The following is a 26,226-nucleotide window of genomic DNA, read 5'->3' as shown; positions in this document are numbered from 1 at the left end:
CCTGTCGGACCCGACTCCATCTGCGGTGCGGTCTGCACCCGGGCAGGCAATCACCCGGCACGAGCCTACGCGCGTCCGCGCGCCGGTCCGTCGCGTGGTCTTCACCCGGCGGCGGCACGGCCGTCACCGGATGCCCCGCGCGCCGCCGCACCATGCGTGCGCGGGACGCCGCCGGGAAGCCAACTGCCCTGGCGGCGGGGTGCGGTGGGGCATCGGCGATGATCGAATGGTGCACACCCCCACGGATCACCCCACCACCCGTCCTGCCCGCCGTCCCGCCGCTCCCCCCGGATTCCGGTCCGCGGCCCGCCCGGCCGCCCTCGTCGCGCTCCTCCTCCTGCTGCTCGCCGGATGCGGGAGCGGCACGCGCGACGACGGCGACGGCGGTGGGGGCGGTGGGGGCAAGGCGCGTGCCGGGAAGGCCACCGCGTCCCCGGCGGACCGCTGGCGCCCCCGGCCGGGCACCAGTTGGCAGTGGCAGCTCAGCGGCCGGCTCGACACCTCGGTGGACGCGGCGGTCTACGACATCGACGGCTTCGACCACTCGAAGGAGACGGTCGCCGCACTGCACCGCGCGGGCCGCAAGGTCATCTGCTACGTCTCCACCGGCGCCTGGGAGGACTTCCGGCCCGACGCCGCCCGCTTCCCCGCCTCGGTGCTCGGCGAGGGCAACGGCTGGAAGGGCGAGCGCTGGTTCGACATCCGCCGCACCGTCGTCCTTCAGCCCCTGCTGGCGGCCCGCCTCGACATGTGCCGCGACAAGGGCTTCGACGCGGTGGAGCCGGACAACATGGACGGCTACAAGAACCGCACCGGATTCCCGCTCACCGCCGCCGACCAGCTCCGCTACAACCGCCTCGTCGCCTCCCTCGCCCACGCGCGCGGCATGTCGGTCGGCCTGAAGAACGACCTGGACCAGATCCCCGAGCTGGTGGGCGACTTCGACTTCGCGGTCAACGAACAGTGCGCACAGTACGGCGAGTGCGCCCGGCTCAAGCCGTTCGTCGCGGCCGGCAAGGCGGTCTTCCACACCGAGTACGAACTGCCCACCGGCCGCTTCTGCGCGGAGTCCCGCGAGCTGGAACTGAGCTCCCTGCTCAAGAAGTACGAGCTGGGGGCGTGGCGCCGGGCGTGCTGAACCCCGTGCCCGACGCGGGGAACCCCGGGCCGGGCGGGGGAGGGAACCCCGGGCCGCCGCCGGGCGGCGGGAACCCCGGCGCGGCGGGCGGCGGAAAGCCGGGACCGCCGCCCGGCCGGGGGAGCCCCTGCCCGCCGCCGGGCGCGGGGAAGCCCGGCGCGGCGACCGGCGGGTACCCCGGGTCCGCGGCCGGCGGGTACCCCGGGTCCGCGGGCGGCGGGAACGCCGGGCCGACCGGTGCGTCCGGCGCGGTGGCGAGGTCCGCTGCCGTGCGGAGCGGCGCGCCGGGGGCGCCCAGCCACAGCCCGGTGACCGAGGTCCGCGCCAGCCGGTCGGCGAGCGAGCGCCGACCGCGGAACAGCACCGGCAGCGCGTTGACCAGGAAGAGCAGCACGGCCACCGCCCACACCAGCACCGACAGCAGGAAGTGCCCCTCGATCAGCAGCACGCAGGCCACCGCGTAGACGGCGACGTCGGCCGCGGTGGTGACGGCGGCCCGGACCGCGGCCGAGCGGCCCCGCCGGGACAGCGGCGAGAGCGGGGCGACCTTCAGCCCGAGCAGCGCCTTGCCCGCCGTGCGCCCGGCCAGGGCCAGGCAGGCCCACTGGTAGAGGAAGGTGGCGAGCACCAGCAGCGCGAAGCCCTGCTCCACGTACAGCACGGCCTTGTTCCACAGCGAGAGGCCCAGGTGCTCGGAGCTGCCGACGACGTCACCGCGCGAGCCGAGCAGATCAAGGCCGCCGCGGGTGGCCAGCTCGGGCACGTCGGTGACCAGGGCGGCGATCCGGTGGAAGGTGAGCACGGCGAGCGCGGAGGCCGCCGCGACCACCAGCGCGAAGTCGATCAACCAGGCCATGACACGGCGCAGCTTCGGCACAGACGTCCCCCGATCCCGTCACCCGTTGTCTGTTCCGCCGTTCAGACTAGCGAGCGGGGGGCGGGCGGCCGAAGGGTCCGGCGGGAATCGTTTCAGCCCAGTGACACGACGAGCAGCGCGCAGGTCGCCGCCGTCTCGGCGAGACCGCCGAAGACGTCGCCGGTCACTCCGCCGAAACGGCGCGTGCAGTGCCGCAGCAGCAGCTCCGCCGCGCACAGCGCGGCGAGCACCGCACCGGCCGCGCGCCAGGCGGTGCCCGTGCCGAGGACCGCGCCCGCCGCGCCCGCCGCCAGTGTGACGGCGAGCGCCACGGCCAGCGCGGCGGGCACCGGCACCACCCCGGCGACGGCCGCGCCCAGCCCCTCGGGCCGGGCGGCGGGCACCCCGGTGCGCGCGGCCAGGGTCAGCGCCAGCCGGGCGGCGGCCGCGGAGACGACGGCCGCGAGGGCGCCGCGCGCCCATGAGCCGGAGTACGCCTGGGTGAGGGCGGCCACCTGGGCGAGCAGCACGAACAGCAGCGTGATCACGCCGAAGGGGCCGATGTCCGACTGCTTCATGATGCGCAGCGCGTCCGCGGCGGGCTTGCCGCTGCCCAGTCCGTCGGCGGTGTCCGCGAGCCCGTCCAGATGCAGACCGCGGGTCAGGACGGCGGGCACGGCGGCGGTGGCGACGGCCGCGAGCAGCGGGGCGGCCCCGAGCAGGTGCAGCAGCAGACCGGCGCCCGCCGCGGCCACGCCCACCACGAGCCCCGCGACCGGAGCGCACAGCATCCCCCCGCGCGCCGCCCCCCGGTCCCAGCGGTGCACCCGGACCGGCAGCACGGTCAGCGTGCCGAAGGCGAACCGCGGCCCGTGCGTCCACGAGCCCGGCGGGGGAGAGGACGGGGAGGAGGGAGCGGGCGACGGGGACGAGGGGGACGACGGGGACGAGGGGGACGAGGGGTCGGACACGCGGGCAGACTACGGGAGGGGCGTACGCGGCGGGCCGGTGGGCGGGCGACCGCCCGGCGGACGGGGCAGACTGCTGTCCATGGGGCACTGGCTGTACCGCAACATCGTCGAACCCGGCAAACTGCCCCTGCTCCTGGCCCTGGGCGCGTTCGTCGCCACCTTCCTGATCACCCGCGTCATCACCCGTCTCATCCGGGCCGGCCGCGGCCCCTTCGGGAACGTCAAGGCGGGCGGGCTGCACATCCACCACGTCGTCCCCGGAGTGGTCCTCGCCGTCCTGGGCGGCTTCGGCGCGATCGCCACCAGCAGCAGGCACGGCGTGGGCGCCTCGGTGTTCGCGGTGATCTTCGGTACGGGCGTGGGTCTCGTCCTGGACGAGTTCGCGCTCCTGCTGCACCTGGACGACGTCTACTGGACCGAGGAGGGCCGCAAGAGCGTCGAGGTGGTCGTCCTCACCGCGGCCCTGGTCGGACTGGTCCTCGCCGGGTTCTCCCCGTTCGGCGTCAACGACGTCACCCCCGGTGAGCTCCAGGACCGCGGGACGGTCATCGCGGGCGTGGCCGCGAACTTCCTCCTCTCCCTGGTGGCGCTCGGCAAGGGCAAGCTGCGCCTGGCGGTCTTCGGCGTGATCGTGCCCTTCGTCGCCCTGGTCGGCGCCGTCCGGCTGGCCCGGCCCGGCTCCTACTGGGCCCGGCACCTCTACCGCCACCGCCCGCGCGCCCGCGCCCGTGCCGCCCTCCGCGCCCACCGCCACGACCGCCGCTGGACGGCACCCCGCCGCGCCTTCCAGGACTGGATCGCCGGCAAACCGACCACGCCCTCGCCCGCCCTCCCGACGGCGGCCCCGCCCCCATTGACAGAACCGCGACCCACCCCGGAGACGGGCCCCGCCTCGGGCCCGGAACCGGGCGGAGCTCCCGGCCGGGGCGCGGAGCCGGGAACAGGCCCGGGGGAGGGACGAGGCTGGGGGAAGGGCCGAGATCCGGGAGATTCGGGTGGGGGTGCGGCGCGGAGCTGAGGCCGGTCCTGGGTGGGACGTGGCGCGAGCGGTGCGGCGGGGGCCTGGTTCGGGTGGCCTGGTTCTGGCGTGGTCCGGCGCGGGTACGGCCTGGTTCGGGCGGGAGTTCCGGCCGGGACCGCGGAACCGCGACCGGGCGCGGGCTGAGGGCAGGGTGGGCCCGGCTCGGGCAGGCGGCCCGGTTTGGGTGCCGGTCCGGCTCGGGCGCTTTGGCCTGGACGCGTCCTGGCCAGGGACTCGGAGCCCGGCGTCTGCCGCGCGTGGTGCGGCGCCGGGTCAGGTGTCACGGACGCGGCCGGACGCCGGGCCCGCTCCGGGCATCGGCCTGCCCCAGGCCCCGGCGGTGTCCCGCGCGCCTTTCCCGGCCCGGACCCAGATGACGGGCCCGTGCCCAGACGCCGTCCCGGGCCCCGGCTTGGCGGCCGCGGCCGCAGACCCTGGCTCCGCCCCGTCGCACGCCCCGCCCGCTCGACCGGATCCACCGCCCCAGCCGACCCGGCCTCCGGGACCACGACCGGTGACGCCACCTGGCCTGGCCTCGGGTCTGGCCCCGGGCCCGGCACCTGGCCTGGCTTCCGGTCCGGTCCCTGGCCTGGCCTTCGGTCTGGCCTCCGGTCCGGTCCCGGGTCCGGCCTCCGGTCCGGTTCTCGGTTCGGCCCCTGACCCGGCTGCCGGACGGAGCCTTGGTCCGGTCCTTGGCCCGGTCCCCGGTCTGACCTCCGGTCCGGTCCCTGGCCCGGCCCCCGATCCGACCTCCGGTCCGGTCCTCGGTTCGGCCCCTGCCCCGGCCCCCGGTTCTGCCGTCGGCCGTGCCCCCGGCCCTGCCCCCGTCTCCGCCCCCGCGCGGGAAGCGGTGCCGCAGGCGGCCGCTGCCGTCGTCGGCGGGCGAGGCGGTGGGCGGCGGGGGGTGCGGCGCAGGAGCGCCGGGGCGGCGTACAGCAGGGCCGCGCCCGCGATCGCGGCCAGGTGCTCCTTTCCCGCGAGGTTGTCCTTCAGGGCGGCCTCGGCGGCCATGGCCGCGGTCACCGCGCCCGCCGTGAGGTACGCGCCGTGGCGCAGGCCGACGTACACCGCGAGCCCGACGACGGCCGCCGACGGGCCGGTGTCGACGACGTGCGCGTCGGCGGGCGGCAGGCCCAGCGGGCGGTGCGGGCCCAGGGCGAGGCCGAGCCGCGCGTACAGCGTGCCGGTGAGCGTGGCGGCGTAGGCGACGGCCAGGATGCGCGGCCGGCCGAGGCAGACCTCGGCGACGCCGAACACGCACAGGACCTGCGCCAGCGCGCCCCACACCGGCAGGTCGGGCGCCGGGACGCACAGCGAGAGCGGGGTGTGCAGCAGGGCCCGCCACAGCGGGTCGTCGGCCCGTACGACACCCGTGCGCCGCGCCAGGGCGTCCCCCCACGGCCGGTGCTGCGCGTAGTACAGCAGCGCCGTCAGGCAGACGGCGGCCAGCGTCATCGGCACCGCACGCGGCCCGCGCCCCAGCAGCGGGCCGCGTACGGTGCCGTACACCCGCGCCCACTCGGCGCCGACCCGGCGGACGGCGCGCCCCATCAGGCCCGTACGCCTTGCCCGGCGCACCGCTGCCGCGACCCCGACGGTCCAGGCGGTCCAGGCGGTCCGAACGATCCCGGTGGTCGCGGCGGCCCCGCCCTCACCGCCGGGTCTCCAGCCGCCCCCGGCGGCGCAGCCGCTCCGGCAGCCCGCGCACCGCCGGACCGGTGGTCAGGAAGCCCTCGGCGCGGGCCGCCGCGAGGCCGATGCGCGGCAGGTCCGCGCTCTTCTCGAAGAGCAGGAACCGCGGCTCCCACACCGGCCGGTACTTGGCGTTGGCGCGGTACAGCGACTCGATCTGCCACCACCGGGAGAAGAAGCCGAGCAGTGAGCGCCACACGCGCAGCACCGGACCCGCGCCCAGGCGCGCCCCGCGTTCGAAGACCGAGCGGAACATCGCGAAGTTCAGCGAGACCTGGGTGACCCGGACCTCCCGCGCCCGGCCGAGGAGTTCGATGACCATGAACTCCATGAGGCCGTTCTCGGCGTCCCGGTCACGGCGCATCAGGTCCAGGGACAGCCCGTGCGGCCCCCAGGGCACGAAGGAGAGCAGGGCCCGCAGAGCGCCGTGCGCGTCGCGGCACTCCAGCATCACGCAGCGGCCGTCGGCCGGGTCGCCGAGCCGGCCGAGCGCCATGCTGAAGCCGCGTTCGGTGGGCCCGTCCCGCCAGTCGTCCGCCCGCCGCACCAGGGAGGCCATCTCGTCCGCCGGGATGTCCTCGTGCCGCCGTACGCGCACGGTGTACCCGGCCCGCCGCACCCGGTTGTGGGCCTGCCGCACGGTGCGCATGGCCCGGCCCTCCAAAGTGAAGTCGGCGACCTCCACCACCGCCTCGTCGCCCAGTTCCAGGGCGTCCAGGCCGTGGCGCGCGTACACCGTGCCCGCCTCCTCGCCCGCGCCCATCACGGCCGGGATCCAGCCGTGCGCCCTGGCCTCGGCCAGCCACGGCCCGATGGCGCCGGGCCACGCCTCCGGGTCGCCCAGCGGATCCCCGGAGGCCAGCGACACCCCGCCCACCACCCGGTAGGCGACGGCCGCCTTCCCGGTCGGCGACCACACGACACTCTTCTCGCGGCGCAGCGCGAAGTAGCCGAGCGAGTCCCGCTCGCCGTGCCGGTCCAGCAGCTCGCGCAGCCGCTTCTCGTCGTCCTCGGTGAGCGGGTCGACGGCGCGCCGGGAGCGGAAGGCGGCGTACAGGACGGCGAGGACCAGCGCCGTGGACAGCACGTTGACGGAGACGTCAGCCCAGGGCGGGGTGGCGATTGCGGGGAACCTGGCCTCCGGCGCGGCCACCGAGACCAGCCGCAGCGTGCCGTAGTGCCAGCGCTCCGGCCAGGTCGAACGGGCCGCGTCCGGCGCCTGGTTGGTGACCGTCACCAGCAGGGCCGCCAGCAGCGAGGCGGCCGGCAGCCCGGCCGTCGCGACGAGGGCGGCGAGCTTCGGGTTGGCGCGGTCGCCCTTGGCGTAGAACTCGCGCCGCCCGAGCAGCAGGGCGGCCACGAAGGCGGCGGTGAGGATCAGCGAGACCCAGTTCTGCGCGGAGCCGCGGATCTCGGGCAGCGTCATCGCGACGGCGAACAGTCCGAGGAACGGCGCGCTCAGACCGAGGTTCAGGATCCAGGCGGCCCGCTTGCGCCGCCGCATGGTGACGGCCAGGAAGGCGGCGAACACCCCGGAGGCGAAGCCGGCGGTGAGCAGGTACGGGGTGAACAGGTTCTCCTGGTTGTGCCGCCGCACGTCCTGGCCCAGGGAGACCCACACCGCGCTGAGGAAGTTGACGAACGCGACCGCCCGCAGATACCAGACGGCCCCCGCGGCGGCCCGCCGCGAGGCCGCGCCGCCCCGGCCGCCCGGACCACTCCGCTCGCCCGGACCACTCCGCTCGCCCGGACTGCCCGGACTGGCGGAACGGGCGGGTGCAATGCGGGCATATCCCATGAATACGGATCATATGCATGGCATCGCGGCACGGTACGGACGCGCGTCACGCCGCACCGCGCCGTGTCCCGCTCCTCGCGCCGTGTCCCGCTCCCCGCGCCGTGTCCCGCTCCCCGCGCCCGGCGCGTCAGTCCAGGCCGGAGTAGTCCGTGGGCTCGTCCTCCGGAGCGGCGGCGGCAGCGCCGTCGGTCTCGTCGTCGGCGGCGGGCGCCGTCTCGGGAAGCTCGGCCGCCAGGTCCGCGGCGGCCCGCACCAGCGGGAGCGCAAGCAGCGCGCCCGCGCCCTCCCCGACCCGTACGGCGTGGTCGAGCAGCGGCTCCAGCGCCATCCGGTCCAGCGCCTTGGCCTGTCCGGGCTCCCCGCTGACATGCCCGGCCAGCCACCAGTCCGGCGCCCGGAAGGCCACCCGCTGCGCCACCAGCGCGCACGCCGCCGAGACCACGCCGTCCAGGATCACCGGCAGCTTGCGCACCGCGCACTGGAGCAGGAAGCCGGTCATCGCCGCCAGATCGGCCCCGCCGACCGCCCCGAGCAGCGCCAGCTGGTCCCCGAGCACCGGCCGCGCCCGGCGCAGCGCGTCCCGGATCGCGGCGCACTTGCGCATCCAGGCCAGGTCGTCGATCGCCTCGCCGCCGCGGCCGGTCACCACCGACGCGTCCGTCCCGCACAGCGCGGCGATCAGCACCGCCGCCGCCGTCGTCCCGCCCACGCTGACGTCACCGAGCACCACGAGGTCCGTACCGGAGTCGGCCTCCTCGTCGGCCACCGCGACCCCGGCCCGGAACGCGGCCTCGGCCTCCTCGGGGGTCAGCGCGTCCTCGATGTCGATACGTCCGCTGCCGCGCCGCACCCGGTGCCGCGCGACGTCCTCGGGCAGCGCCCCGGGCTCGCAGTCCAGGGCCATGTCCACCACCCGCACCGGCACACCCTGGCGCCGGGCCAGCACGGACACCGGCCGCGCGCCCTCCAGCACCGCCCGGACCGACTGCGCGGCGGTGCCCGCCGGGCGGGCCGACACGTCGAGCGCGGCGATGCCGTGGTCACCGGCGAAGAGCACGACGCGCGGCTGTTCGACCGGCCGCACCGGTACGGCACCCTGGGCCGCGGCCAGCCACTCACCCAGGTCGTCGAGGCGGCCCAGCGCACCGGGCGGCACGGCCTGACGCTCCCGGCGCGCCTCGGCGTCACGCCGCACTCCGCCGTCGGGGCGCTCGATCAGATCGGAGAAGTCGTCGAGATTCAGCGAGCTCATTCGCCGAACAGTACCGGCCCCGGCCGAACGGGACCGACCCACGTCCCGATGACGCCGCCACCCCCCACACGCCGGCGCCGCCACCCCCCGCAGGCCGGCGCCGCCACCCCCGCACGCCGGGCCGCCGGCACACCCGTACGGCGTCTTCCCGGCCGCGACACGGATCCCATACGTTCCCTTTTGCAGGGAATTGTCGACAGTGGCCGCACGAGAGGCCGCCCCCGGCCGCTCCCCGCCGTACGCCCGCACGCCCACCGGGAGCCGACCATGCCGCCCCTGCCGTACGCCCCGCGGGTCTACGACCCGCGCCGCATCGGGTACGCCGCCGAACTCGCCCAGGGCACCGACCGGTTCCACGAGCCGCGCCGCGCGGACTGCCCCTGGTGCGGCTCCGCCCGGCTGCGCACCCGGCTGAGCGCGCCCGACCTGCTCCAGCGCAAGCCGGGCAGGTTCGCGCTCGACCAGTGCCGCGACTGCGGGCACGCCTTCCAGAACCCCCGGCTCACCCCGGCCGGACTCGCCTTCTACCACCGCGACTTCGACGAGAGCGACCCGCAGGCACTGCCCGACCCGGTGCTCGCCGCCCGCCGCAGCCACCGCAGGCACCGCTGGGACGCCCACCTGATGCGCAACGTGGGCGAACCGGAGAGCTGGCTCGACGTCGGCACCGGCCACGCCCACTTCCCCGCCGCGGCCCGGGAGATCTTCCCGTACACCTCCTTCGACGGGCTCGACCCCACGCCCCGGGTGGAGGCCGCGCGCGCGGCCGGGCGGATCGAGGAGGCGCACATCGGGCACCTGTCCGACCCGCGCGTGGCCGAACGGCTGCGCGGACGCTACGACGTGGTCAGCATGTTCCACCACCTCTCCCACGCCCCCGACCCCCGGGCCGAGCTGCGCGGCGCCCTCACCGCGCTGCGCCCCGGCGGCCACCTCCTGATCGAACTGCCCGACCCGCGCAGCGCGTTCGCCCTGCTGCTCGGCAAGTGGTGGCTGCCGCACGGGCAGCCGCGCCATCTGCACCTGCCGCCCGCGCGCAACCTGCGCGCCGCGCTGGAGTCCGCGGGCTGCACGGTCCTCGTCACCGACCACCGCACCCCGCACACGCCGAACGACCTGTCGGCGGCCCTCGCCCTGGCCCTGGCCCGCCTGCTGCCCGCCCCCGACGCCCCCTGGCGGCAGACCCCGCCCAGCGCCCCGCGGCGCGCGCTGCGCGCGGTCCTCGCCGCCGCCACCAGCCCGCTGGTCGACCTGGCCGCTCTCCTCGACCTGGCCCTCGCCCCGCTGCTGCGCCGCACCCCGGGCTGCTCGAACACCTACCGGCTCGTCGCCCGCCGCGACACGGCCGGACCGGTCTGACCCGCCGCGACACGGCCGGACCCGTCCGACCCGTCCGACCCGCGCGGATTCGCCCCGCCCCGGCGGCTTCCGCCACTTCAGCCGCGCAGACGCAGCGCCTGGCCCGCCACCACCAGCAGCACCTGTTCGCACTCGGCGGCGAAGGCCGCGTTCAGCCGGCCCAGTTCGTCACGGTAGCGGCGGCCCGAGGCGGTGGCCGGGACGATGCCCGAACCGACCTCGTTGGAGACGGCGACCACGGTCCGCCGGGCGGCCCGGACCGCCGACGTCAGCGCGGCCGTCCGCCCCCGCAGCGCCCGTTCACCGCCGTCCGCCCACTCCGCGTCGTCCCAGGCGCCCACGGAGTCCATCGCGTCCGTCAGCCACAGCGACAGGCAGTCGATCAGGAGCGGCGGACCGTCCTGCGCGAGCAGCGGCACCAGGTCGCACGTCTCGGACGTACGCCACGAACCCGGCCGCCGCTCCCGGTGCAGGGCCACCCGCGCCGCCCACTCCGTGTCCCCGCCCCGGGTGCCGCCGGTGGCCACGTACAGCACGTCGGGAAAGGCCGCCAGCCGCCGCTCGGCCTCCACCGACTTGCCCGAACGCGCCCCGCCCAGCACCAGCGTGCGCCGGGGCACGTCCGGTACGGCCGCCATGTTCTCGTACGCCCCGATCACCAGCGTGCTGCCGTCCGGCACCGCCCGCGCCCCGGCCGCCGCCAGCCGCCGGGACAGTTCGGGACCCGGCGGCACATCGTGGTCGAGATGGACCGCGACGACATCGGTCGCCCGCCCCACCGCCCCCACGGCCCGCAGCTTCGCCAGCGCGTCCGGCCGCCCCGTCACATCCGCGACGACCATGTCGTACGCCGGTACGGAACCCTCCTCCAGACCGGCCGGGGCGCCGCCCGGCGGCAGATACAGCAGCCGCTTGCCGTCCGGCCCGGTCACCGCGTACCCCGTGCCCGGCGCGTCCAGCGCCACCGCCCGCACCCGATGCCCGGTCAGCAGCGCCAGCTCCCGCCCGTCCGGCACCCGGCCCGGCTGCGGCAGCCCGGCGGGCACCTCCACGGCCGGACCGTCGTGCGGATGGGACAGCAGCACCTGGGCCACCTGCCCCAGCGACTGCCCGGCCCGAGCGGCGGCGAACGCCACGCCGGGCGTCAGGTCCAGCAGCAGCGACCCGTCCACGAGCAGCGCCGTCGCGGCGCGGGCCTGCGCACCGAGAGCCGTCGCGCAGGCCGCGCACGGGCAGTGGGGGCGGGGCAGCCCCGCGGGGGCGCCGGTACCGAGCAGTGTCACGTCCACGGACCCGATTTTCCCGTGCCGGTGCGGGTCGTGCGCATCCGGCTAGGCTGCTGCGGGCGGAACCGGATCATGATCCGCGTGATCCGGCTGCCGATGGGCAGTGTGTGCAGTGGGCGCGCGGTGCGCCCGCAGACGTGTGCCCGTACTCGTGTGCTCGCATCAGGGAGGCGTACATGGTGGCATGGACGTGGCGGTTCGAGACGGCCGACGGGACGGAGGTCCAGCCCGCGGTGCAGCCGGAGGAGTTCACCACGCAGGGCGACGCCGAGTCCTGGATCGGGGAGAACTGGAAGGCTCTGGCCGACGGCGGCGCGGACCAGGTGCGGCTGTTCGAGGACACCGCCGAGATCTACGGTCCGATGAGCCTGCACGCCGACCAGGCCCAGGCGTAGGGCCTTCGGCCGGTCCGGAGCGTTCCGGGGTTCCGGGCCGGTCCGGGGCGCCGCCGAACCGGACGAAGGCTGACGAGAGCTTCGGGGGCCGGGCCACCGCGCCGGGCTCCCGCATCGGGCCCCGCGCCGGGCCGCCCGAGGACGTCCCGCTCACTGCTCGCCCAGCGTCACGTCCACCGTCCGCTCGGCGCCGTCGCGGGAGTACGTCACCTTCGTCCGCTGCCCCGGCTTGTCCCCGGCCAGCGCCTCCGACAGCGAGGTGATGTCGGTGATGCCGGCGCCGCCGACCTTGAGGATGATGTCGCCGGGCCGGATCCCCGCCCGGTCCGCCGCGCCACCGGACTTCACCTCGACGACCGCGACCCCGGCGGGCTGGTACGAGGTGTCGATGACGGTGCGTCCGGTGATGCCGAGCGCGGCCCGCCCCGAGTCGACGACCTTGCCGTACTTCACGATCTGCCCGGCGATCGTCCTCACCATGGACGAGGGGATCGCGAACCCGATGCCGGGTGCCGCGCTGCCCCCGAGCTGCGGGTCGGTGGCGGCGAGCGTCGGGATGCCGATGACCTGGCCGTCCAGGTTCACCAGCGCGCCCCCGCTGTTGCCGGGGTTGATCGCCGCCGAGGTCTGCACCATGTCGGCGATCGTCGCCCCCGTGCCGCCGCCGCTCTGCCCCTCGCTGACGGTCCGCCCGGTCGCCGACACGATCCCCTGGGTGACGCTCGACGAAAGGCCCAGCGGCGACCCCATGGCGAGCACGATCTGCCCGACCGCGACCTTGTCGGAGTCCCCGAAGGTGGCCGCCTTCAGCCCGTCGGGCACCTTGTCCAGCTTGACGACGGCGAGGTCCTGCTCCGGATAGGCGGACACCAGGGTCGCGGTGAGCGTCTCCTCGCTGCCCGCCGTGGTGACGCGGAAGCGCTTCTCGTTGCCGACGACGTGCGCGTTGGTGACGATGTGCCCCTTGTCGTCGAAGACGACCCCCGAGCCGAGGTCGCGGCTCGCCTGGATCTGCACGACCGAGGGCAGGACCTCCTTGATCACCCGCTGGTAGTCGCTCTGGAGGCCGTCCGCCGCCGCCGGGGCGGCCACCTGCCGCCCGCCCGAGGAGGGCGTCGGGGCGCCGGAGGCCGCCGTCTCCTCGGGCCCGGCCGGACCGCTGCACCCGGCCAGCGCGGCGGCACAGCACACGAGCGCGACCAGCGGACCGGCCGTCCGGCGGCCCCGGACACACGGACGGCCACGGGTGCGTGTACGGCCGGGCACGGCACCGCTGGTACGGCTGACGGAGCTGGTACGGCTACGGAAAGCGTCCATGAGCCGAGTCTGTCGCCGAGACGGACGCCGGGCCCTGCCGACGCACCCGATCGGGCGGCCGGGGCGGCCTGCCCGGGGGAGTGCTAGGGCCTGTCGTCACATTCCCGTCGTCCGCCCGGAGGGCGGGCTTCGCGGCGTCAGGTGCGTGCTCTCGGCGTGCCGGGCCCTGGCCCGCGTACTGGACGTACTCGGGTCTGGGCCCGGTGCGGCGAGAGTGCGTGCATGGCGTCGCGGGGCAGGCGGGAATTTGACGACAGGCCCTAGCCCCGCACCCCGCACAGATGCAGCAGCGCCGCCACCGCGCGGTACGGGTCGGTCCGGCCGGCCCGCTCCTCCGTGTCCAGCAGCGTCGCCACGTCCGCCGGCGGCTCGGCGCCGTCCGCAGCCGTGTCCGTGAAGACCCGCACCCCGTACCAGGCGTGCAGCGGCGCGCCGATCCCGGCGAGGGTCGCGGTCAGATCGGCGAGCCGGTCCGCCCGTACGTCCAGGCCCAGCCGGTTGCGGTACACCGTCGAGTCGAACGCGGCCAGCGCGGTCGGCCAGTCGCCCATGAGCCCCGGCCGCAGCGCCAGCGCGTCGGCGTTGCGCACCAGCAGCGACAGCAGACCGCCCGGCGCGAGCATCCGGGCCAGCCCCGCCAGCAGCGGGTCGGGCTCCTCGACGTACATCAGCACGCCGTGGCAGAGCACGACGTCGAAGCTACCGGGCAGGAAGTGCACCCCGGTGTCCTGGCCGTCGCCCTCGACGATCCGCATCCGCGCCCGGATGCCCTCGGGCTCGGCGGCCAATGCCTCCCGCGCCACGGCGATCATCTTCTGGTCGCGCTCCAGGCCGGTGACCTGGTGCCCCGCACGGGCCAGCCGCAGCGCCTGCGTGCCCTGGCCCATCCCGACGTCGAGCACCCGCAGCCGCTGCCCGACCGGGAAACGCCCCGCTATCTGCTCGTCGAGCTGCCGGGCGACCAGCTCCTGCCGTACGACATCACGCAGCCCGCCCAGCTTCTGCAGCCAGGCGTCGGCCGCGCCTCCGGAGAAAGCGGTCGTACTCAGGGCCGCTCTCCACGCTTGACCTGCGGCTTGGGCAGACGGAGCCGGCGCATCTGGAGGGAGCGCATCAGCGCGTAGGCGACGGCGCCCTTGCGGCTCTGGTCCGGGAAGCGCTCCGCCAGCCGCTTCTTCAGTCGGAAGACGCTGAGGACCGAGTCGAGCACGATCAGCACGATCACCACGAGCCACAGCAGCAGCGCGAGGTTCTGCAGATAGCCGACGCGCACCATGCTCAGCACCAGGATGACCACGGCCATCGGCAGGAAGAACTCCGCGATGTTGAACCGCGAGTCGATGAAGTCACGCGCGAACTTGCGCACCGGGCCCTTGTCACGGGCCGGGAGGTAGCGCTCGTCGCCGCTGGCCAGCGCCTGGCGCTGGCGCTCCATCTGGACGCGGCGCTCCTCGCGCTGCCGCTTGGCGGCCTCCTTGCGGTTGGTCGGCGTGTTGGCGACGCTGCGGCGCTGGCCCTGGGCCTCACTCCTCTTCGGCGTGGGGCGACCCTTGGGCGCCTGCGGGTCACGGGGCTGCTTGGAGATGCTCACCGTCGTCTTTTCGGCGACCGGCGCCTTCTCTTCCTTGGCACGGCTACGGAACACAAATCCCAAGGGTACGGGCTCGACCCGCATGGACCCCAGCCCGGTGGGGAACGATCCGGCAACACCGGACGTCTTCAGGGGACAGGGGGAAGACGGTCCGCACTCCGGCCGGGCCCACAGGGGGTCACCTACTCCCTACGCCGGATCGGAAACGCGGTCAGTCGTCCTTGGGGATGACCGCATCCGTTCCCGAACAGTGCGGTAATGGTTGCAGGGCCCGTACTGTGGGTTCTGTCGCAGAGCTGTGAGCTGGAGTCCGTCAGAAGGGGGCGCGCGAAGCCCATGAGCGGTGTCATGAAGCGTATGGGGATGATCTTCCGCGCGAAGGCGAACAAGGCCCTTGACCGGGCCGAGGACCCGCGCGAAACCCTCGATTACTCGTACCAGAAGCAGCTTGAGCTGCTCCAGAAGGTCCGCCGCGGCGTCGCCGACGTGGCGACCAGCCGCAAGCGCCTGGAGCTCCAGCTGAACCAGCTCCAGCAGCAGTCCGGCAAGCTGGAGGACCAGGGCCGCAAGGCGCTCGCGCTGGGCCGTGAGGACCTCGCCCGCGAGGCGCTGTCCCGCCGTGCCGCGCTCCAGCAGCAGGTGACGGACCTGGAGACGCAGCACTCCACGCTCCAGGGCGAGGAGGAGAAGCTCACTCTGGCGGCCCAGCGGCTCCAGGCGAAGGTGGACGCCTTCCGCACCCGCAAGGAGACCATCAAGGCGACCTACACGGCGGCCCAGGCGCAGACCCGGATCGGCGAGGCGTTCTCCGGCATCTCCGAGGAGATGGGCGACGTCGGCCTGGCCATCCAGCGCGCCGAGGACAAGACCCAGCAGCTCCAGGCGCGCGCCGGCGCGATCGACGAACTGCTCGCCTCCGGTGCCCTGGACGACCCCACCGGCATGGCCAAGGACGACATCGCCGCCGAGCTGGACCGCATCTCCGGTGGTACGGATGTGGAGCTGGAGCTTCAGCGCATGAAGGCCGAGCTGGCCGGCGGCTCCTCCGCGGACCGCCAGGCCATCGAAGGCAGCCAGGGCCAGGCCGAGACCCAGCAGCAGCCGCAGGACACCCCGCGCTTCGACAAGCAGTGAGCACCGTGGCCCCGGCCACGCCGCCGAGGAGGGCGACATGATCGTACGGATCATGGGGGAGGGACAGGTGAGGCTGGCCGACGGCCACCTCGCCGAACTGGACGAGCTGGACGACGAGCTCCTGGCCGAGATGGAGAAGGGCGACGGCCCCGGCTTCCGCCGGACCCTGTCCGCCCTCCTCACCAGGGTCCGGGAGCTGGGCGAGCCCCTCCCGGACGACGCCCTGGAGCCCTCCGAGCTGATCCTGCCCGCCCCGGACGCCAGCCTGGACGACGTACGCGCCATGCTCAGCGACGACGGCCTCATCCCCAACTGAACCCCGCCCCGCGACCGGCCCCCGTCAGACCGCGGGGCCCGACCGCCGGGCCGGGCACGCCGCCCCGCCACCCCCCCGCCCGCCCGAGCGCGCCCCGGTCCGCGCACCCGGCTTGCGGCCCGGTGCCGGTCGGGCCGGGGGTCCACCGCTCCACCGCCGGTCTGCGCTGATCGCTTGCGCCGGGCCCTGCGCCGGGTCGGTCGGGTGTGACGGCCGCCGGGTCCTCGTGCCGCAGCGGCCTAGGAGACCTGGGCCGGTTCGTGGGCCCCGTCCCCGGCCCGCTCGGCGCGCCCGCCGCCGCCGTGCGTCGCGCCCTGCTCCGGGTCGGCAGGCGCGCCCTTCGCGACGGTCGCCGAGCCCCGTATCCGGAGCGCCCTGAGAGGCCCTGAGGCTGTCCACGGGCTCCGCATCGCCCCACCGGCCGCTCGCGCCAGCCCACGGGCCCTGCTCCGCCCCATCGGTCGCTCGCGCCGGGCCGTACGCCCGCGAGTTCCTGGCGGCCGGGCGCTCGCCCGTAAGCCCTGGCTCCGACACCTGGCGGGCGCGGCAGCTTCACGGGCCCGCGCTGGTTCACGGGCCCGGCCCCGCCCCACCGGTCGCTCGCGCCGGGCGTACGCCCGCGAGTTCTGGCGGCCGGGCCCCGGCCGCCCGTACGCCGCCCTCTCCCTCGGCACCCCGCGGGCGCGGCAGCGTACCCCGCTTCCCGCCGGGCGTCCCCGTGTCCGGTGTCGGCCCCGTACCGTTGGCAGGCGTGAGCCGACTCGACCGCATGCGCAGCCGCCTGACCGCGCACCCCTGCGCGCTGGACGCCGCCATCGCCGCGGGCGCGCTGGTCTGTATGGTCGCCGGTTCCTTCGTGGAGCCGCGCGGCGAGCACGGCGTCAGCTGGGCGGTGCGCCATCCGGAACCGATCAGCCTGGTGCTGATGGCCCTCGGCGCCGCCGCGCTCGTCTTCCGCCGCCGCGCCCCGCGCGCCGTGCTCGCGGTCACCGGCGCCGTCTCGCTGGCCGGCTGCCTCACCGGCGACCCGCGCGCCCCCGTCGCCATGGCGGCCGTCATCGCCCTGTACACCGTCGCCGCCACCACCGACCGCCCCACCACCTGGCGCCTGGGCCTGTCCACCATGACCGTGCTGACCGGGGCCGCCATGCTCGGCGGCCCCGAGCCCTGGTACGCCCAGGAGAACCTCGCCATCTTCGCCTGGACCGGCATGGCCGCCGCGGGCGGCGACGCCGTCCGCAGCCGCCGCGCCTTCGTCAGCGCCATCCGCGAACGCGCCGAACGCGCCGAACGCACCCGCGAGGAGGAGGCCCGCCGCCGCGTCGTCGAGGAGCGCCTGCGCATCGCCCGCGACCTGCACGACGTGGTCGCCCACCACATCGCGCTGGTCAATGTGCAGGCCGGGGTCGCCGCCCACATCATGGACAAACGCCCCGACCAGGCCAAGGAGGCCCTCGCCCATGTCCGCGAGGCCGGCCGCTCCGCGCTGAACGAACTGCGCGCCACGGTCGGGCTGCTGCGGCAGTCCGACGACCCCGAGGCGCCCACCGAACCGGCCCCCGGCCTGGACCGGCTCGACGACCTCGTCGGCACCTTCCGCAGCGCCGGCCTGCGCGTCGAGGTCGCCCGCTCCGACGGCGGCGCCCCGCTGCCCGCCGCCGTCGACCTGGCCGCGTTCCGCGTCGTCCAGGAGGCCCTGACCAATGTGCAGAAGCACGCGGGCAGCGGGGCCGCGGCCGAGGTCAGCGTCGTACGGGTCGGACCGAACGTGGAGATCACCGTGCTGGACGACGGCGCGGGCGCGGACGGCGCCCCGGGCGCCGACGGCGGCGGTCACGGGCTGCTCGGCATGCGCGAGCGGGTCACCGCCCTGCGCGGCACCCTCACCACCGGCCCCCGCTACGGCAGCGGCTTCCGCGTCCATGCGATCCTTCCCGTCAGGACCGACACCGGCACCACCGCCCGTTCCGCCGGCACCGGAACCACCGGAACCCGCACCCCCGGTGAGCCCGGCACCGGTCCCCGCACCGCCCGCACCCGCACCCGCGCCCCGGGGGACGCCGTATGACCATCCGTGTCCTGCTCGCCGACGACCAGGCACTGCTGCGCAGCGCCTTCCGCGTGCTCGTCGACTCCGAGCCCGACATGGAGGTGGTCGGCGAGGCGACCGAGGGCACCGAGGCGGTGCGCCTGGCCAAGGAGCGGCGCGCCGACGTCGTCCTCATGGACATCCGGATGCCGGGCACCGACGGCCTCGCCGCCACCCGCCTGATCAGCGCCGACCCGGCCCTCGACCAGGTACGCGTGGTCATCCTGACCACCTTCGAGGTCGACGACTACGTGGTGCAGTCGCTGCGCGCGGGCGCCTCCGGCTTCCTCGGCAAGGGCAGCGAGCCCGAGGAACTGCTGAACGCCATCCGCATCGCCGCCGCCGGGGAGGCCCTGCTGTCCCCGGCGGCCACCAAGGGACTCATCGCCCGCTTCCTCGCCCAGGGCGACGGCACCGACGACGGCCGCGACCCCATCCGCTCCGCCCGCCTCGACGCGCTCACCGGCCGCGAACGCGAGGTGCTCGTCCAGGTCGCCGGCGGCCACTCCAACGACGAGATCGCCGAACGCCTCACGGTCAGCCCGCTGACCGTCAAGACACACGTCAACCGGGCCATGGCCAAGCTGGGCGCCCGCGACCGCGCCCAGCTCGTCGTGATCGCCTACGAGTCCGGTCTGGTCCGCCCCCGGGTGGACTGAGCCCCCTCCACCCTCGGTACATCCAGGGGTGGAGCGGCCTCTACCCGGGCGTACTGCGGCCGGAGTAGGCGTACCGCGCGGAATTGGACCAGGGGGTTACGGATCACCGGGTGTCCATGCCTGAGGGTGTAAGGGTGGGCGCTGCTGCGCGCCCGTGCCGCTCCTGCCGCTCCCGGCGCTCACAGAAGAGAGACCCTGACCCATGTCCTGGCTGTCCAGATTCAGCCTCGCGCAGCGGGCGCTGATCGGGCTGATCTCGATCGTCGCGCTCGTCTTCGGGGCCATCGCGATCCCCCAGCTCAAGCAGCAGCTGCTGCCCAGCATCGAACTTCCCGTCGTGTCCGTCCTCGCGCCCTACCAGGGTGCCTCCCCGGACGTCGTGGAGAAGCAGGTCGTCGAACCCCTCGAGAACAACATCAAGGCCGTCGACGGCATCACCGGCGTCACCGCCACCGCCAGCGAGGGCAGCGCCGTGATCACGGCGTCCTTCGAGTACGGCAACGACACCCAGCAGCTCGTCGCCAACGTCCAGCAGGCCGTCAACCGCTCCCGCGCCCTGCTCCCGAACGACGTCGACCCGCAGGTCGTCGCCGGTTCCACCGACGACATACCCACCGTGGTCCTCGCCGTGACCTCCGGCAAGGACCAGCAGGCGCTCGCCGACCAGCTCGACAAGACGGTCGTCCCGGCCCTGAAGAACGTCGACGGCGTCGGCCAGGTCACCGTGGACGGCGTACGCGACCTCCAGGTCACCGTCACCCCCGACGACGCGAAGCTCGCCGGTGCGGGCCTCACCACCGCCGACCTGGCCCAGGCGCTCCAGGCGGGCGGGGCCACCGTCCCGGCCGGATCCTTCGACGAGGGCGGCGCCGGCCGGACCGTCCAGGTCGGCGGCGGTTTCACCTCGCTGAAGCAGATCGAGGACCTGCGGATCGCCGGGCAGACCGGAGCCGGGCAGACCGGAGCCGGGCAGACCGGAGCCGGGCAGGCAGGCGCCGGCACGGGCAAGGCACCGGCCCGTCTCGGCGATGTCGCCACCGTGCGGCAGCAGCCCGCCAAGGCCGACTCCATCACCCGCACCGACGGCCGGCCCAGCCTCGCCGTCGCGGTCACCCTGGACCACGACGGCAGCGCGGTCGCCGTCTCGGACGCCGTCCGGGACAAGCTGCCCGAGCTGCGCAAGAGCCTCGGCTCCGACGCGAAGATCACCACGGTCAGCGACCAGGGCCCGGCCGTCTCCAAGTCCATCGAGGGCCTGACCACCGAGGGCGCGCTCGGTCTGCTCTTCGCCGTCCTGGTCATCCTGGTCTTCCTGGCGTCGCTGCGCTCCACGCTGGTGACGGCGGTCTCGATCCCGCTCTCCGTGGTCATCACCCTGATCGTCCTGTGGACCCGCGACCTGTCGCTGAACGTCCTGACCCTGGGCGCCCTGACCATCGCCATCGGCCGCGTCGTCGACGACTCGATCGTGGTCCTGGAGAACATCCGCCGCCACCTCGGCTACGGCGAGGAGCGCCGCGAGGCCATCCTGGGCGCCGTGCGCGAGGTGGCCGGGGCGGTGACCTCCTCGACGCTGACCACGGTCGCCGTGTTCCTGCCGATCGGGCTGGTCGGCGGTCTGGTGGGCGAGCTGTTCGGCCCGTTCAGCATCACCGTGACGGTGGCGCTGCTGGCCTCGCTGCTGGTGTCGCTGACGGTCGTGCCGGTCCTGTCGTACTGGTTCCTGCGCGCCCCGAAGAACACGCCGGCCGATCCGGAGGAGGCCCGCCGCAAGGCGGAGGAGAAGGAGGCCGGCAGCCGTCTCCAGCGCTTCTACGTGCCGGTCCTGCGCTTCGCGACCCGCCGCCGCCTCACCAGTGTGCTGATCGCGGTGGTCGTGCTGGTCGGCACCTTCGGCCTGGCCCCGCTGCTGAAGACCAACTTCTTCGACCCGGGCGACCAGAAGGTGCTCAGCGTCAAGCAGGAGCTGAAGCCGGGCACCAGCCTGGCGGCCACCGACGCGCAGGCGAAGAAGGTCGAGAAGCTGCTCTCCGGCACCGAGGGCGTCAAGGACTACCAGGTGACGGTCGGTTCCTCCGGCTTCCTGGCGGCCTTCGGCGGCTCCACGGACGCCAACCACGCCTCCTACCAGGTGATGCTGGAGGACTCCGCGTCCGCCGAGGACGTCCGCAAGGACATCGAGTCCGGGCTGCACAAGCTGTCCGGCATCGGCACCACCACCGTCAACGCCGGTGACGGCTTCGGCGACCAGGACCTCAAGGTCGTCGTCAAGGCGCCGGACGCGAAGTCGCTGCGGGACGCGGCCGAGCAGGTCCGCAAGGCGGTCGCCGGACTCGACGACGTCAGCGACGTCACCAGCGACCTGTCGCAGAGCGTGCCCCGCGTCTCGGTGCGGGCCGATGACAAGGCGGCCGCGGCCGGTTTCACCCAGCAGACCCTCGGCGCGGCCGTCGCCCAGGCGGTGCGCGGCACCACGGCCGCCAAGGCGGTCCTGGGCGACACCGAGCGGGACATCGTGATCAAGTCGGCGAAGCCCGCCGAGACCCTGTCCCAGCTGCGGAACCTGCGTCTCGGACCGGTGAAGCTCGGTGACATCGCCACCGTCGAACTGGTCGACGGGCCGGTCTCCATGACCCGTATCGACGGACAGCGCGCGGCGACCGTCACCGCCAAGCCGGTCGGTGACAACACCGGCGCGGTCAGCTCCAAGCTCCAGTCGAAGGTCAAGGCGCTGGACCTCCCGGCGGGCGCGACCGCCGAGATCGGCGGTGTCACCTCCGACCAGGACGACGCCTTCAAGAACCTGGGCCTGGCCCTGCTGGCGGCCGTCGCCATCGTGTTCATGCTGCTGGTGGCGACCTTCCGCTCGCTGGCCCAGCCGCTGATCCTGCTGGTGTCCATCCCGTTCGCGGCCACCGGCGCGCTCGGCCTGCTCATCGCCACCGGCACCCCGCTGGGCGTGCCCGCGATGATCGGCATGCTGATGCTGGTCGGCATCGTGGTCACCAACGCGATCGTGCTGATCGACCTCATCAACCAGTACCGCAGACAGGGTTACGGCGTCGTCGAGGCCGTCGTGGAGGGCGGCCGCCACCGCCTCCGCCCGATCCTCATGACGGCCCTGGCGACGATCTTCGCCCTGCTCCCCATGGCCCTCGGCGTCACCGGCCAGGGCGGCTTCATCGCCCAGCCGCTCGCCGTGGTCGTGATCGGCGGCCTGATCACCTCCACCCTCCTGACCCTCCTCCTCGTCCCGACCCTCTACGCCATGCTCGAACTCCGCAAGGAACGCCGGGCCAAGAAGCGCGAGGCGAAGCGGACCACCAGGACGGAGACGGAAGACCTGGAACCGGCGGGCGTCTGACACCCCCTCACCACAGGAAACGGCCGGGCCTCCGCGGAGGCCCGGCCGTCTCTTGTGACGGGGCGATACGGCACTGAGTGACGTCTTCGCGCCGACCGAGAGACGGAGGCTCCTCGGCCGGTCTGGCTCGGAGCGGTTCTCGGATACTGAACGGAGACCCTGCCTCAGACCGGGTCGGAGCCGAGGACACGGCTCCCGCGGCGAGGGTGGGTGCTGGTCAGCTCAGCGCCTCGAAGGCGTCCCAGCCGTTGGTGCCGACGGCTGTGGGTGTGCCGTGGGTGGTGGGGGTGATGGCGGGGTAGAAGTAGAGGCCCTTGCCGGTGTCGGGGCTGGTGGCCCACAGGTCGGGTTTGCCGTCGTTGTCGGCGTCACCGCCCGAGGCGATGAGCGGGCGGCTGGTGGGGGTCCAGCCGGTGCCGATCCGGACGCGAGAGGCGAGTCCCGCGCCGGTGGGTCCGGTGCCGGGGTAGAGGTACAGAGCACCGGTGGACTTCTCCCGGGCCAGAATGTCGACGTTTCCGTCCTGGTCGACGTCCCCGGGGGCGATGAGGTCGTAGCCGGACCATCCGCCGTTTCCTATGAGGACGGGTTCGCTGGCCGCGTCGAGGGAGTAGATGCTGGCGCCGTAGTAGAGCCAGAGCAGATTGCCTTCCTTGACGAGGAGGTCGGGGAAGCCGGGGACATCGATGACGCCGTCGTCGTCCACGTCCAGAGGTCCGTCGACGTCGCCGATGGCGAGGACCTGGTCGGCGTTCTGCCAGTGGTTGTCGGCGGGGTCGTCGACGGTCAGTTCCTGGCGGTCGGCGGTGCAGGTCCCGCTGTCGGCCTGCTCTCCCTTGGTGGTGCAGGCGTATCCGTAGCCGTTGTTGGGGTACAGCTGGAGCGTTCTGCTGCCGGCGCTCCCCGTGAGGGCGATGAGGTCTTCGTAGCCGTCTCCGGTCCAGTCGCCGCGGTGGGTGATGGAGGCACCGTTGAACTTGGTGGTGCTGGCGGTGGTGTAGACGCTGAGGGAGCCGTTGCCGGAGCCGGAGTACTGCCAGAGTGCTCCGTCGGTGCGTACTCCGTACAGGTCGCTGTTGCCGTCGCCGTTGAGGTCGCCGGGCTTGTCCGTGACGTTGGGGCTCTTGACGTAGAAGAGGTATGCGGCGCGGTCGGAGGTGTTGTTGCCGTGGTCGATACTGCGGGCGTAGAGGAAGTGGGGGCCGGCTGACACCGGGGTGAATGTGACGTCCTTGGAGCCGCCGGCGGTGGCCGGGGTCGCGGTGCGGACGGTGGGGTCCCAGTCGGTCCAGTACTCGTACTTGGCGACGTCGCTGACACCGCCGTTGCCGAGGGTGAAGGTGCCTGCGGTGCGGACGGGGCTGGTGTTCTCGGGCCAGCCGTCGGTGCCGTCAGGGAACTGGACGGAGGTGACGGTGGGCGGATGGCTGGGGCGCGTGCCGTCGAACTGGAAGTGGCACTGGGCGCTGAAGGCGCTGCTCGCGGTGGCGTCCTCGGCGCGGGCGTACCAGGTGAAGGTGCCGGTTCCGGTGACACCGGCGTCCTTGAGCAGGGCGGCCAGTTTCGCCTTCGGCACCACGAGTTTGCTGACGGTCCCCGAGGTGGTGGAGACGGTGCTGTTGACCTCGTTCTTGGCTCCGCCGTGGCCGGTGGGCCACAGGATGAAGTGGGCCTTGATGGTCCCGTCGTCGGAGTCGGTGAACTTGCCGCCCAGGGTGATGTCGGTGTTGCCGATCACTGTGTAGGGGGTGGTGGTTCCGCAGTTCTTGCCGGTGTCCGGGGACGTGTACAGGCCGGTGGGCGGGTCGGGGACGGTGTTGTAGTCCGTGGAGAGGACCGCGCTGTGGGCGTCGAACTTCTTCCACGCGTAGACGTCGCTCTCATTGGCGGCGCGCATGCCCAGTGTGATGTTGGGCCACTTCTTCGATGCGGCGTCCTTGGCGGCCGAGGTCACGTCGAAGGCGAGGTTGCCGGCTGGGCAGGCACTGCCCCAGCCCAGGGACTGGTTGACGGAGGACAGCGTACGAGCCCAGCTGGGCCGCTTGTTCCACGTGGTGGCGGAGCTGATGGAGCCGGTGAGTCCGACCTCGACGACACGGTCGGTGCAGGACCAGGACCACGTGTTCTTGATCCTGAACGTGGACTTGGTGATCTGTTTGTTGGTGTCCCACAGCTTGTTGGAGTCCATACGGAAGTAGGACTCGGCCAGGCCGTTCGTCTCGTTCTCGTAGCCCACGCGTGCGGTGGTCGTGGAGGAGCCGGAGCCTCCCCAGCCGACGCCGTTGTAGAAGGAAGAGTTCGGGTATTTCTTGTAGGCGATCGTCCATGCCTCACGGCCGCCCGACACCACCGGGTCGATGTACACCGGGTAGTGGGTGTCCGCGGCCGTCAGGAGGCTCTGATCGGGGGTGACCGACAGGTGTGTGTCGGTCACCTTCACGTCCATCGCGGCCTGCTTGGCGCCGTATCCCGGCTCGAACTCACCGGTCGGCACGTCAGGTCCGTCCCCATCGTTTCCCGTGCCCTGCGCGGTCGTACGGGACAGGCCCTGGGGAGGGGCGGCGGTGCTGCTGTCCCACATGCGCGGAGTCGGGCTGGTGAAGACCTCCTGACCCGCCGGGTTCACCGCCGTGAGGTTGCCGTTCGGGTCGGCCTTGACGTCGACACCGTCGGCCGACATGCCGTACTGGAGGTCCTTCAGTTTCGGATTCGCCGCTGCCTCGGGCGTTTTGACCACGAGGAGCTGGGCGAAGCCGCCGGCCCCGGCCTGCAGTTTGAGGTCGACGCCGGGAAGCACGTCGGGGTAGGTCGCGCTGTCCGCCGCCACGACCGGCGCGGGCAGAGCGGTCGGCCACGTCAGGGAAAGGCTGCGTCCGTCACGTGTGACGGTGGCCATCGGACCGGCGCCGCCCCCGGAGAACGTCACATCGACCGTGGTCGCCCTGGTCGACAGGGTTCCGTCCGGGTTGGGCTGCAACGTGGCGTCGATGGGCACCAGCCGGTGCCCCTTGCGGACCCTTTCGGGCAGTGCGTGCCGGTCCTCGGTGAAACTCCCGTCCGGGTTCGCATACACCTCGGTGTCCTCGGTGCGCTTGGCCGTCACCTCGACGCGCTCACCGGTCTCCGCCGCCTTTCGGGAAGCCGCGGCCACCGGGTCCGGCCGGACTTCGGCAGACGTGCCCGCGGTGGCGGCCGACACAGGTGACGACACGGCGAGAGGCAGCACCAGGGAGCCCGCGGCAAGGGCGGCGGCACCGGTCAGCGTTCTGCGCCGGTGCCGACTGTGCCACGGCCGGCGTCTGGAAGTTCTCATCACGGATCCTTCTGTGAGTACGTCGTACGGGTTCGCATCCGCGGGTCCCAAGTGGGTCTCGTCACCGGGGAGAGAGCCGGGACCCTCAGTCCTCGGCACGTGGTGCTGCCGGGCGACTCTGCGGAGAGGGGCAGAAGAGCGTGCCGCAGTGGAACACCGGCACCAGCACCGGTGACGGGCACCCGTAGGGCTCAGACGGCGGCCGGAACTTTCAGCTCCGGCCACTCGCCCGTTTCACGCAGGCGGATATCGGTGGGCGGGGCGTGGAAATCAGCTGCCTGGAAAATCCGCAGTCCGCATGCCGTCGCGGCAGTACAGCTCGCCTTTTCCCGTTTCCGAATTTCATTACACCCCCCTACAGGATCTTCACAGACGTGAGTGTGCATCGCAACCCACTGTGGGCGCGCTGCCACCTGCGACCCATGTGTGCCTCGGCATCCGCCCAGGTGGGGCGCGTGAGGCGGCCCGCATCCTGCGGGCTATGCGGCTTGACCTGCATCAGAAATGACCGATTCATCATGAATGTAACTTAATTAATAAATTGGCTGGTATTTAAAATTTTTCCAGGTAGATTTTCGGCCAGTCGGTGAAACGATTCTTTACATCCCCTTGGGCTCTCCTGGGTTCAGTGCTAGGTTCCGGGTGATCTACACACTTGTGAACTTCCTGTGGGGG

18 protein-coding genes and 1 pseudogene are annotated in these 26,226 nt (G+C 73.7%); 9 read left to right on the top strand and 10 right to left on the bottom strand.

Annotation, left to right across the window (positions count from 1 at the left end; all coding sequences use genetic code 11):
• Positions 1-226 precede the first annotated feature (226 nt).
• On the top strand, positions 227-1,138 hold the full coding sequence (locus tag A8713_RS08335; RefSeq protein ID WP_064532687.1) for an endo alpha-1,4 polygalactosaminidase: 912 nt from the start codon (positions 227-229) through the stop codon (positions 1,136-1,138).
• Here the strand turns inward: A8713_RS08335 and A8713_RS34705 are convergent.
• Positions 1,098-1,994, bottom strand: a complete 897-nt coding sequence (locus A8713_RS34705) for an RDD family protein (RefSeq protein ID WP_064537322.1) — start codon at positions 1,992-1,994, stop codon at positions 1,098-1,100. The two genes, A8713_RS08335 and A8713_RS34705, sit on opposite strands and share 41 nt — an antisense overlap.
• A gap of 113 nt (positions 1,995-2,107) precedes the next feature.
• The gene (locus A8713_RS08325) at positions 2,108-2,965 is read right to left on the bottom strand and encodes an adenosylcobinamide-GDP ribazoletransferase (RefSeq protein ID WP_064532684.1); all 858 of its coding nucleotides are present in this window, start codon (positions 2,963-2,965) and stop codon (positions 2,108-2,110) included.
• 79 nt (positions 2,966-3,044) lie between these two features.
• Between A8713_RS08325 and A8713_RS08320 the strand changes: the two are divergent.
• Positions 3,045-3,794: pseudogene (locus A8713_RS08320) on the top strand (hypothetical protein); the annotation flags it as partial.
• A 465-nt stretch (positions 3,795-4,259) separates the two neighbouring features.
• On the opposite strand, the gene A8713_RS34895 reads toward A8713_RS08320, so the two are convergent.
• The 3 genes from A8713_RS34895 to cobT all read right to left on the bottom strand — a co-directional run bounded on the left by A8713_RS34895 (position 4,260) and on the right by cobT (position 8,728).
• Complete coding sequence (locus A8713_RS34895; RefSeq protein WP_064532682.1) at positions 4,260-5,537, bottom strand: hypothetical protein; 1,278 nt, start codon at positions 5,535-5,537, stop codon at positions 4,260-4,262.
• 100 nt (positions 5,538-5,637) lie between these two features.
• Positions 5,638-7,476 carry a phosphatidylglycerol lysyltransferase domain-containing protein gene (locus tag A8713_RS08310; RefSeq protein ID WP_064532680.1) on the bottom strand — a complete coding sequence of 613 codons (1,839 nt, stop codon included), beginning with the start codon at positions 7,474-7,476 and terminating at the stop codon, positions 5,638-5,640.
• A 127-nt stretch (positions 7,477-7,603) separates the two neighbouring features.
• Positions 7,604-8,728, bottom strand: a complete 1,125-nt coding sequence (gene cobT / locus A8713_RS08305) for a nicotinate-nucleotide--dimethylbenzimidazole phosphoribosyltransferase (RefSeq protein ID WP_064532679.1) — start codon at positions 8,726-8,728, stop codon at positions 7,604-7,606.
• Between the two features lie 267 nt (positions 8,729-8,995).
• Between cobT and A8713_RS08300 the strand changes: the two genes are divergently transcribed.
• Positions 8,996-10,087: a class I SAM-dependent methyltransferase gene (locus tag A8713_RS08300; protein WP_173860816.1), complete on the top strand. Its 1,092-nt coding sequence runs from the start codon at positions 8,996-8,998 to the stop codon at positions 10,085-10,087.
• Between the two features lie 77 nt (positions 10,088-10,164).
• Here the strand turns inward: A8713_RS08300 and A8713_RS08295 are convergent, their stop codons facing one another.
• Positions 10,165-11,376 carry a bifunctional adenosylcobinamide kinase/adenosylcobinamide-phosphate guanylyltransferase gene (locus tag A8713_RS08295; RefSeq protein WP_064532676.1) on the bottom strand — a complete coding sequence of 404 codons (1,212 nt, stop codon included), beginning with the start codon at positions 11,374-11,376 and terminating at the stop codon, positions 10,165-10,167.
• Between the two features lie 173 nt (positions 11,377-11,549).
• On the opposite strand from A8713_RS08295, the gene A8713_RS08290 reads away from it, so the two are divergent.
• Positions 11,550-11,768, top strand: a complete 219-nt coding sequence (locus tag A8713_RS08290) for a hypothetical protein (RefSeq protein WP_064532674.1) — start codon at positions 11,550-11,552, stop codon at positions 11,766-11,768.
• 150 nt (positions 11,769-11,918) lie between these two features.
• Here the strand turns inward: A8713_RS08290 and A8713_RS08285 are convergent, their stop codons facing one another.
• From A8713_RS08285 to A8713_RS08275, 3 genes are all read right to left on the bottom strand, one after another.
• A complete protein-coding gene (locus A8713_RS08285; protein ID WP_385490420.1) occupies positions 11,919-12,959 on the bottom strand; it encodes a S1C family serine protease in 1,041 nt (346 codons plus the stop codon).
• A 386-nt stretch (positions 12,960-13,345) separates the two neighbouring features.
• Positions 13,346-14,050, bottom strand: a complete 705-nt coding sequence (locus tag A8713_RS08280) for a class I SAM-dependent methyltransferase (protein WP_064537320.1) — start codon at positions 14,048-14,050, stop codon at positions 13,346-13,348.
• A gap of 80 nt (positions 14,051-14,130) precedes the next feature.
• Complete coding sequence (locus A8713_RS08275) at positions 14,131-14,760, bottom strand: DUF3043 domain-containing protein (protein WP_078509960.1); 630 nt, start codon at positions 14,758-14,760, stop codon at positions 14,131-14,133.
• A gap of 252 nt (positions 14,761-15,012) precedes the next feature.
• On the opposite strand from A8713_RS08275, the gene A8713_RS08270 reads away from it, so the two are divergent.
• The 5 genes from A8713_RS08270 to A8713_RS08245 all read left to right on the top strand — a co-directional run bounded on the left by A8713_RS08270 (position 15,013) and on the right by A8713_RS08245 (position 22,238).
• Complete coding sequence (locus A8713_RS08270) at positions 15,013-15,810, top strand: PspA/IM30 family protein (RefSeq protein WP_173860815.1); 798 nt, start codon at positions 15,013-15,015, stop codon at positions 15,808-15,810.
• A 37-nt stretch (positions 15,811-15,847) separates the two neighbouring features.
• The gene (gene pspAA / locus A8713_RS08265) at positions 15,848-16,126 is read left to right on the top strand and encodes a PspA-associated protein PspAA (protein WP_064532669.1); all 279 of its coding nucleotides are present in this window, start codon (positions 15,848-15,850) and stop codon (positions 16,124-16,126) included.
• Positions 16,127-16,877: 751 nt separating this feature from the next.
• Positions 16,878-18,194, top strand: coding sequence for a sensor histidine kinase (locus A8713_RS08255; RefSeq protein WP_064532666.1), 1,317 nt, complete (start codon positions 16,878-16,880; stop codon positions 18,192-18,194).
• Complete coding sequence (locus tag A8713_RS08250) at positions 18,191-18,874, top strand: response regulator (RefSeq protein WP_064532664.1); 684 nt, start codon at positions 18,191-18,193, stop codon at positions 18,872-18,874. The genes A8713_RS08255 and A8713_RS08250 overlap by 4 nt, the downstream gene beginning before the upstream one ends.
• Positions 18,875-19,076: 202 nt before the next feature.
• Positions 19,077-22,238, top strand: coding sequence for an efflux RND transporter permease subunit (locus A8713_RS08245; RefSeq protein ID WP_064532662.1), 3,162 nt, complete (start codon positions 19,077-19,079; stop codon positions 22,236-22,238).
• A gap of 217 nt (positions 22,239-22,455) precedes the next feature.
• Here the strand turns inward: A8713_RS08245 and A8713_RS08240 are convergent, their stop codons facing one another.
• Positions 22,456-25,551: an FG-GAP-like repeat-containing protein gene (locus A8713_RS08240; protein ID WP_064532660.1), complete on the bottom strand. Its 3,096-nt coding sequence runs from the start codon at positions 25,549-25,551 to the stop codon at positions 22,456-22,458.
• Between the last annotated feature and the right edge of the window lie 675 nt (positions 25,552-26,226).

The sequence above is a fragment of the Streptomyces sp. SAT1 genome, assembly GCF_001654495.1.
Lineage (GTDB): Bacteria > Actinomycetota > Actinomycetes > Streptomycetales > Streptomycetaceae > Streptomyces > Streptomyces andamanensis.
This window is presented reverse-complemented; position numbering and strand designations above follow the sequence as displayed.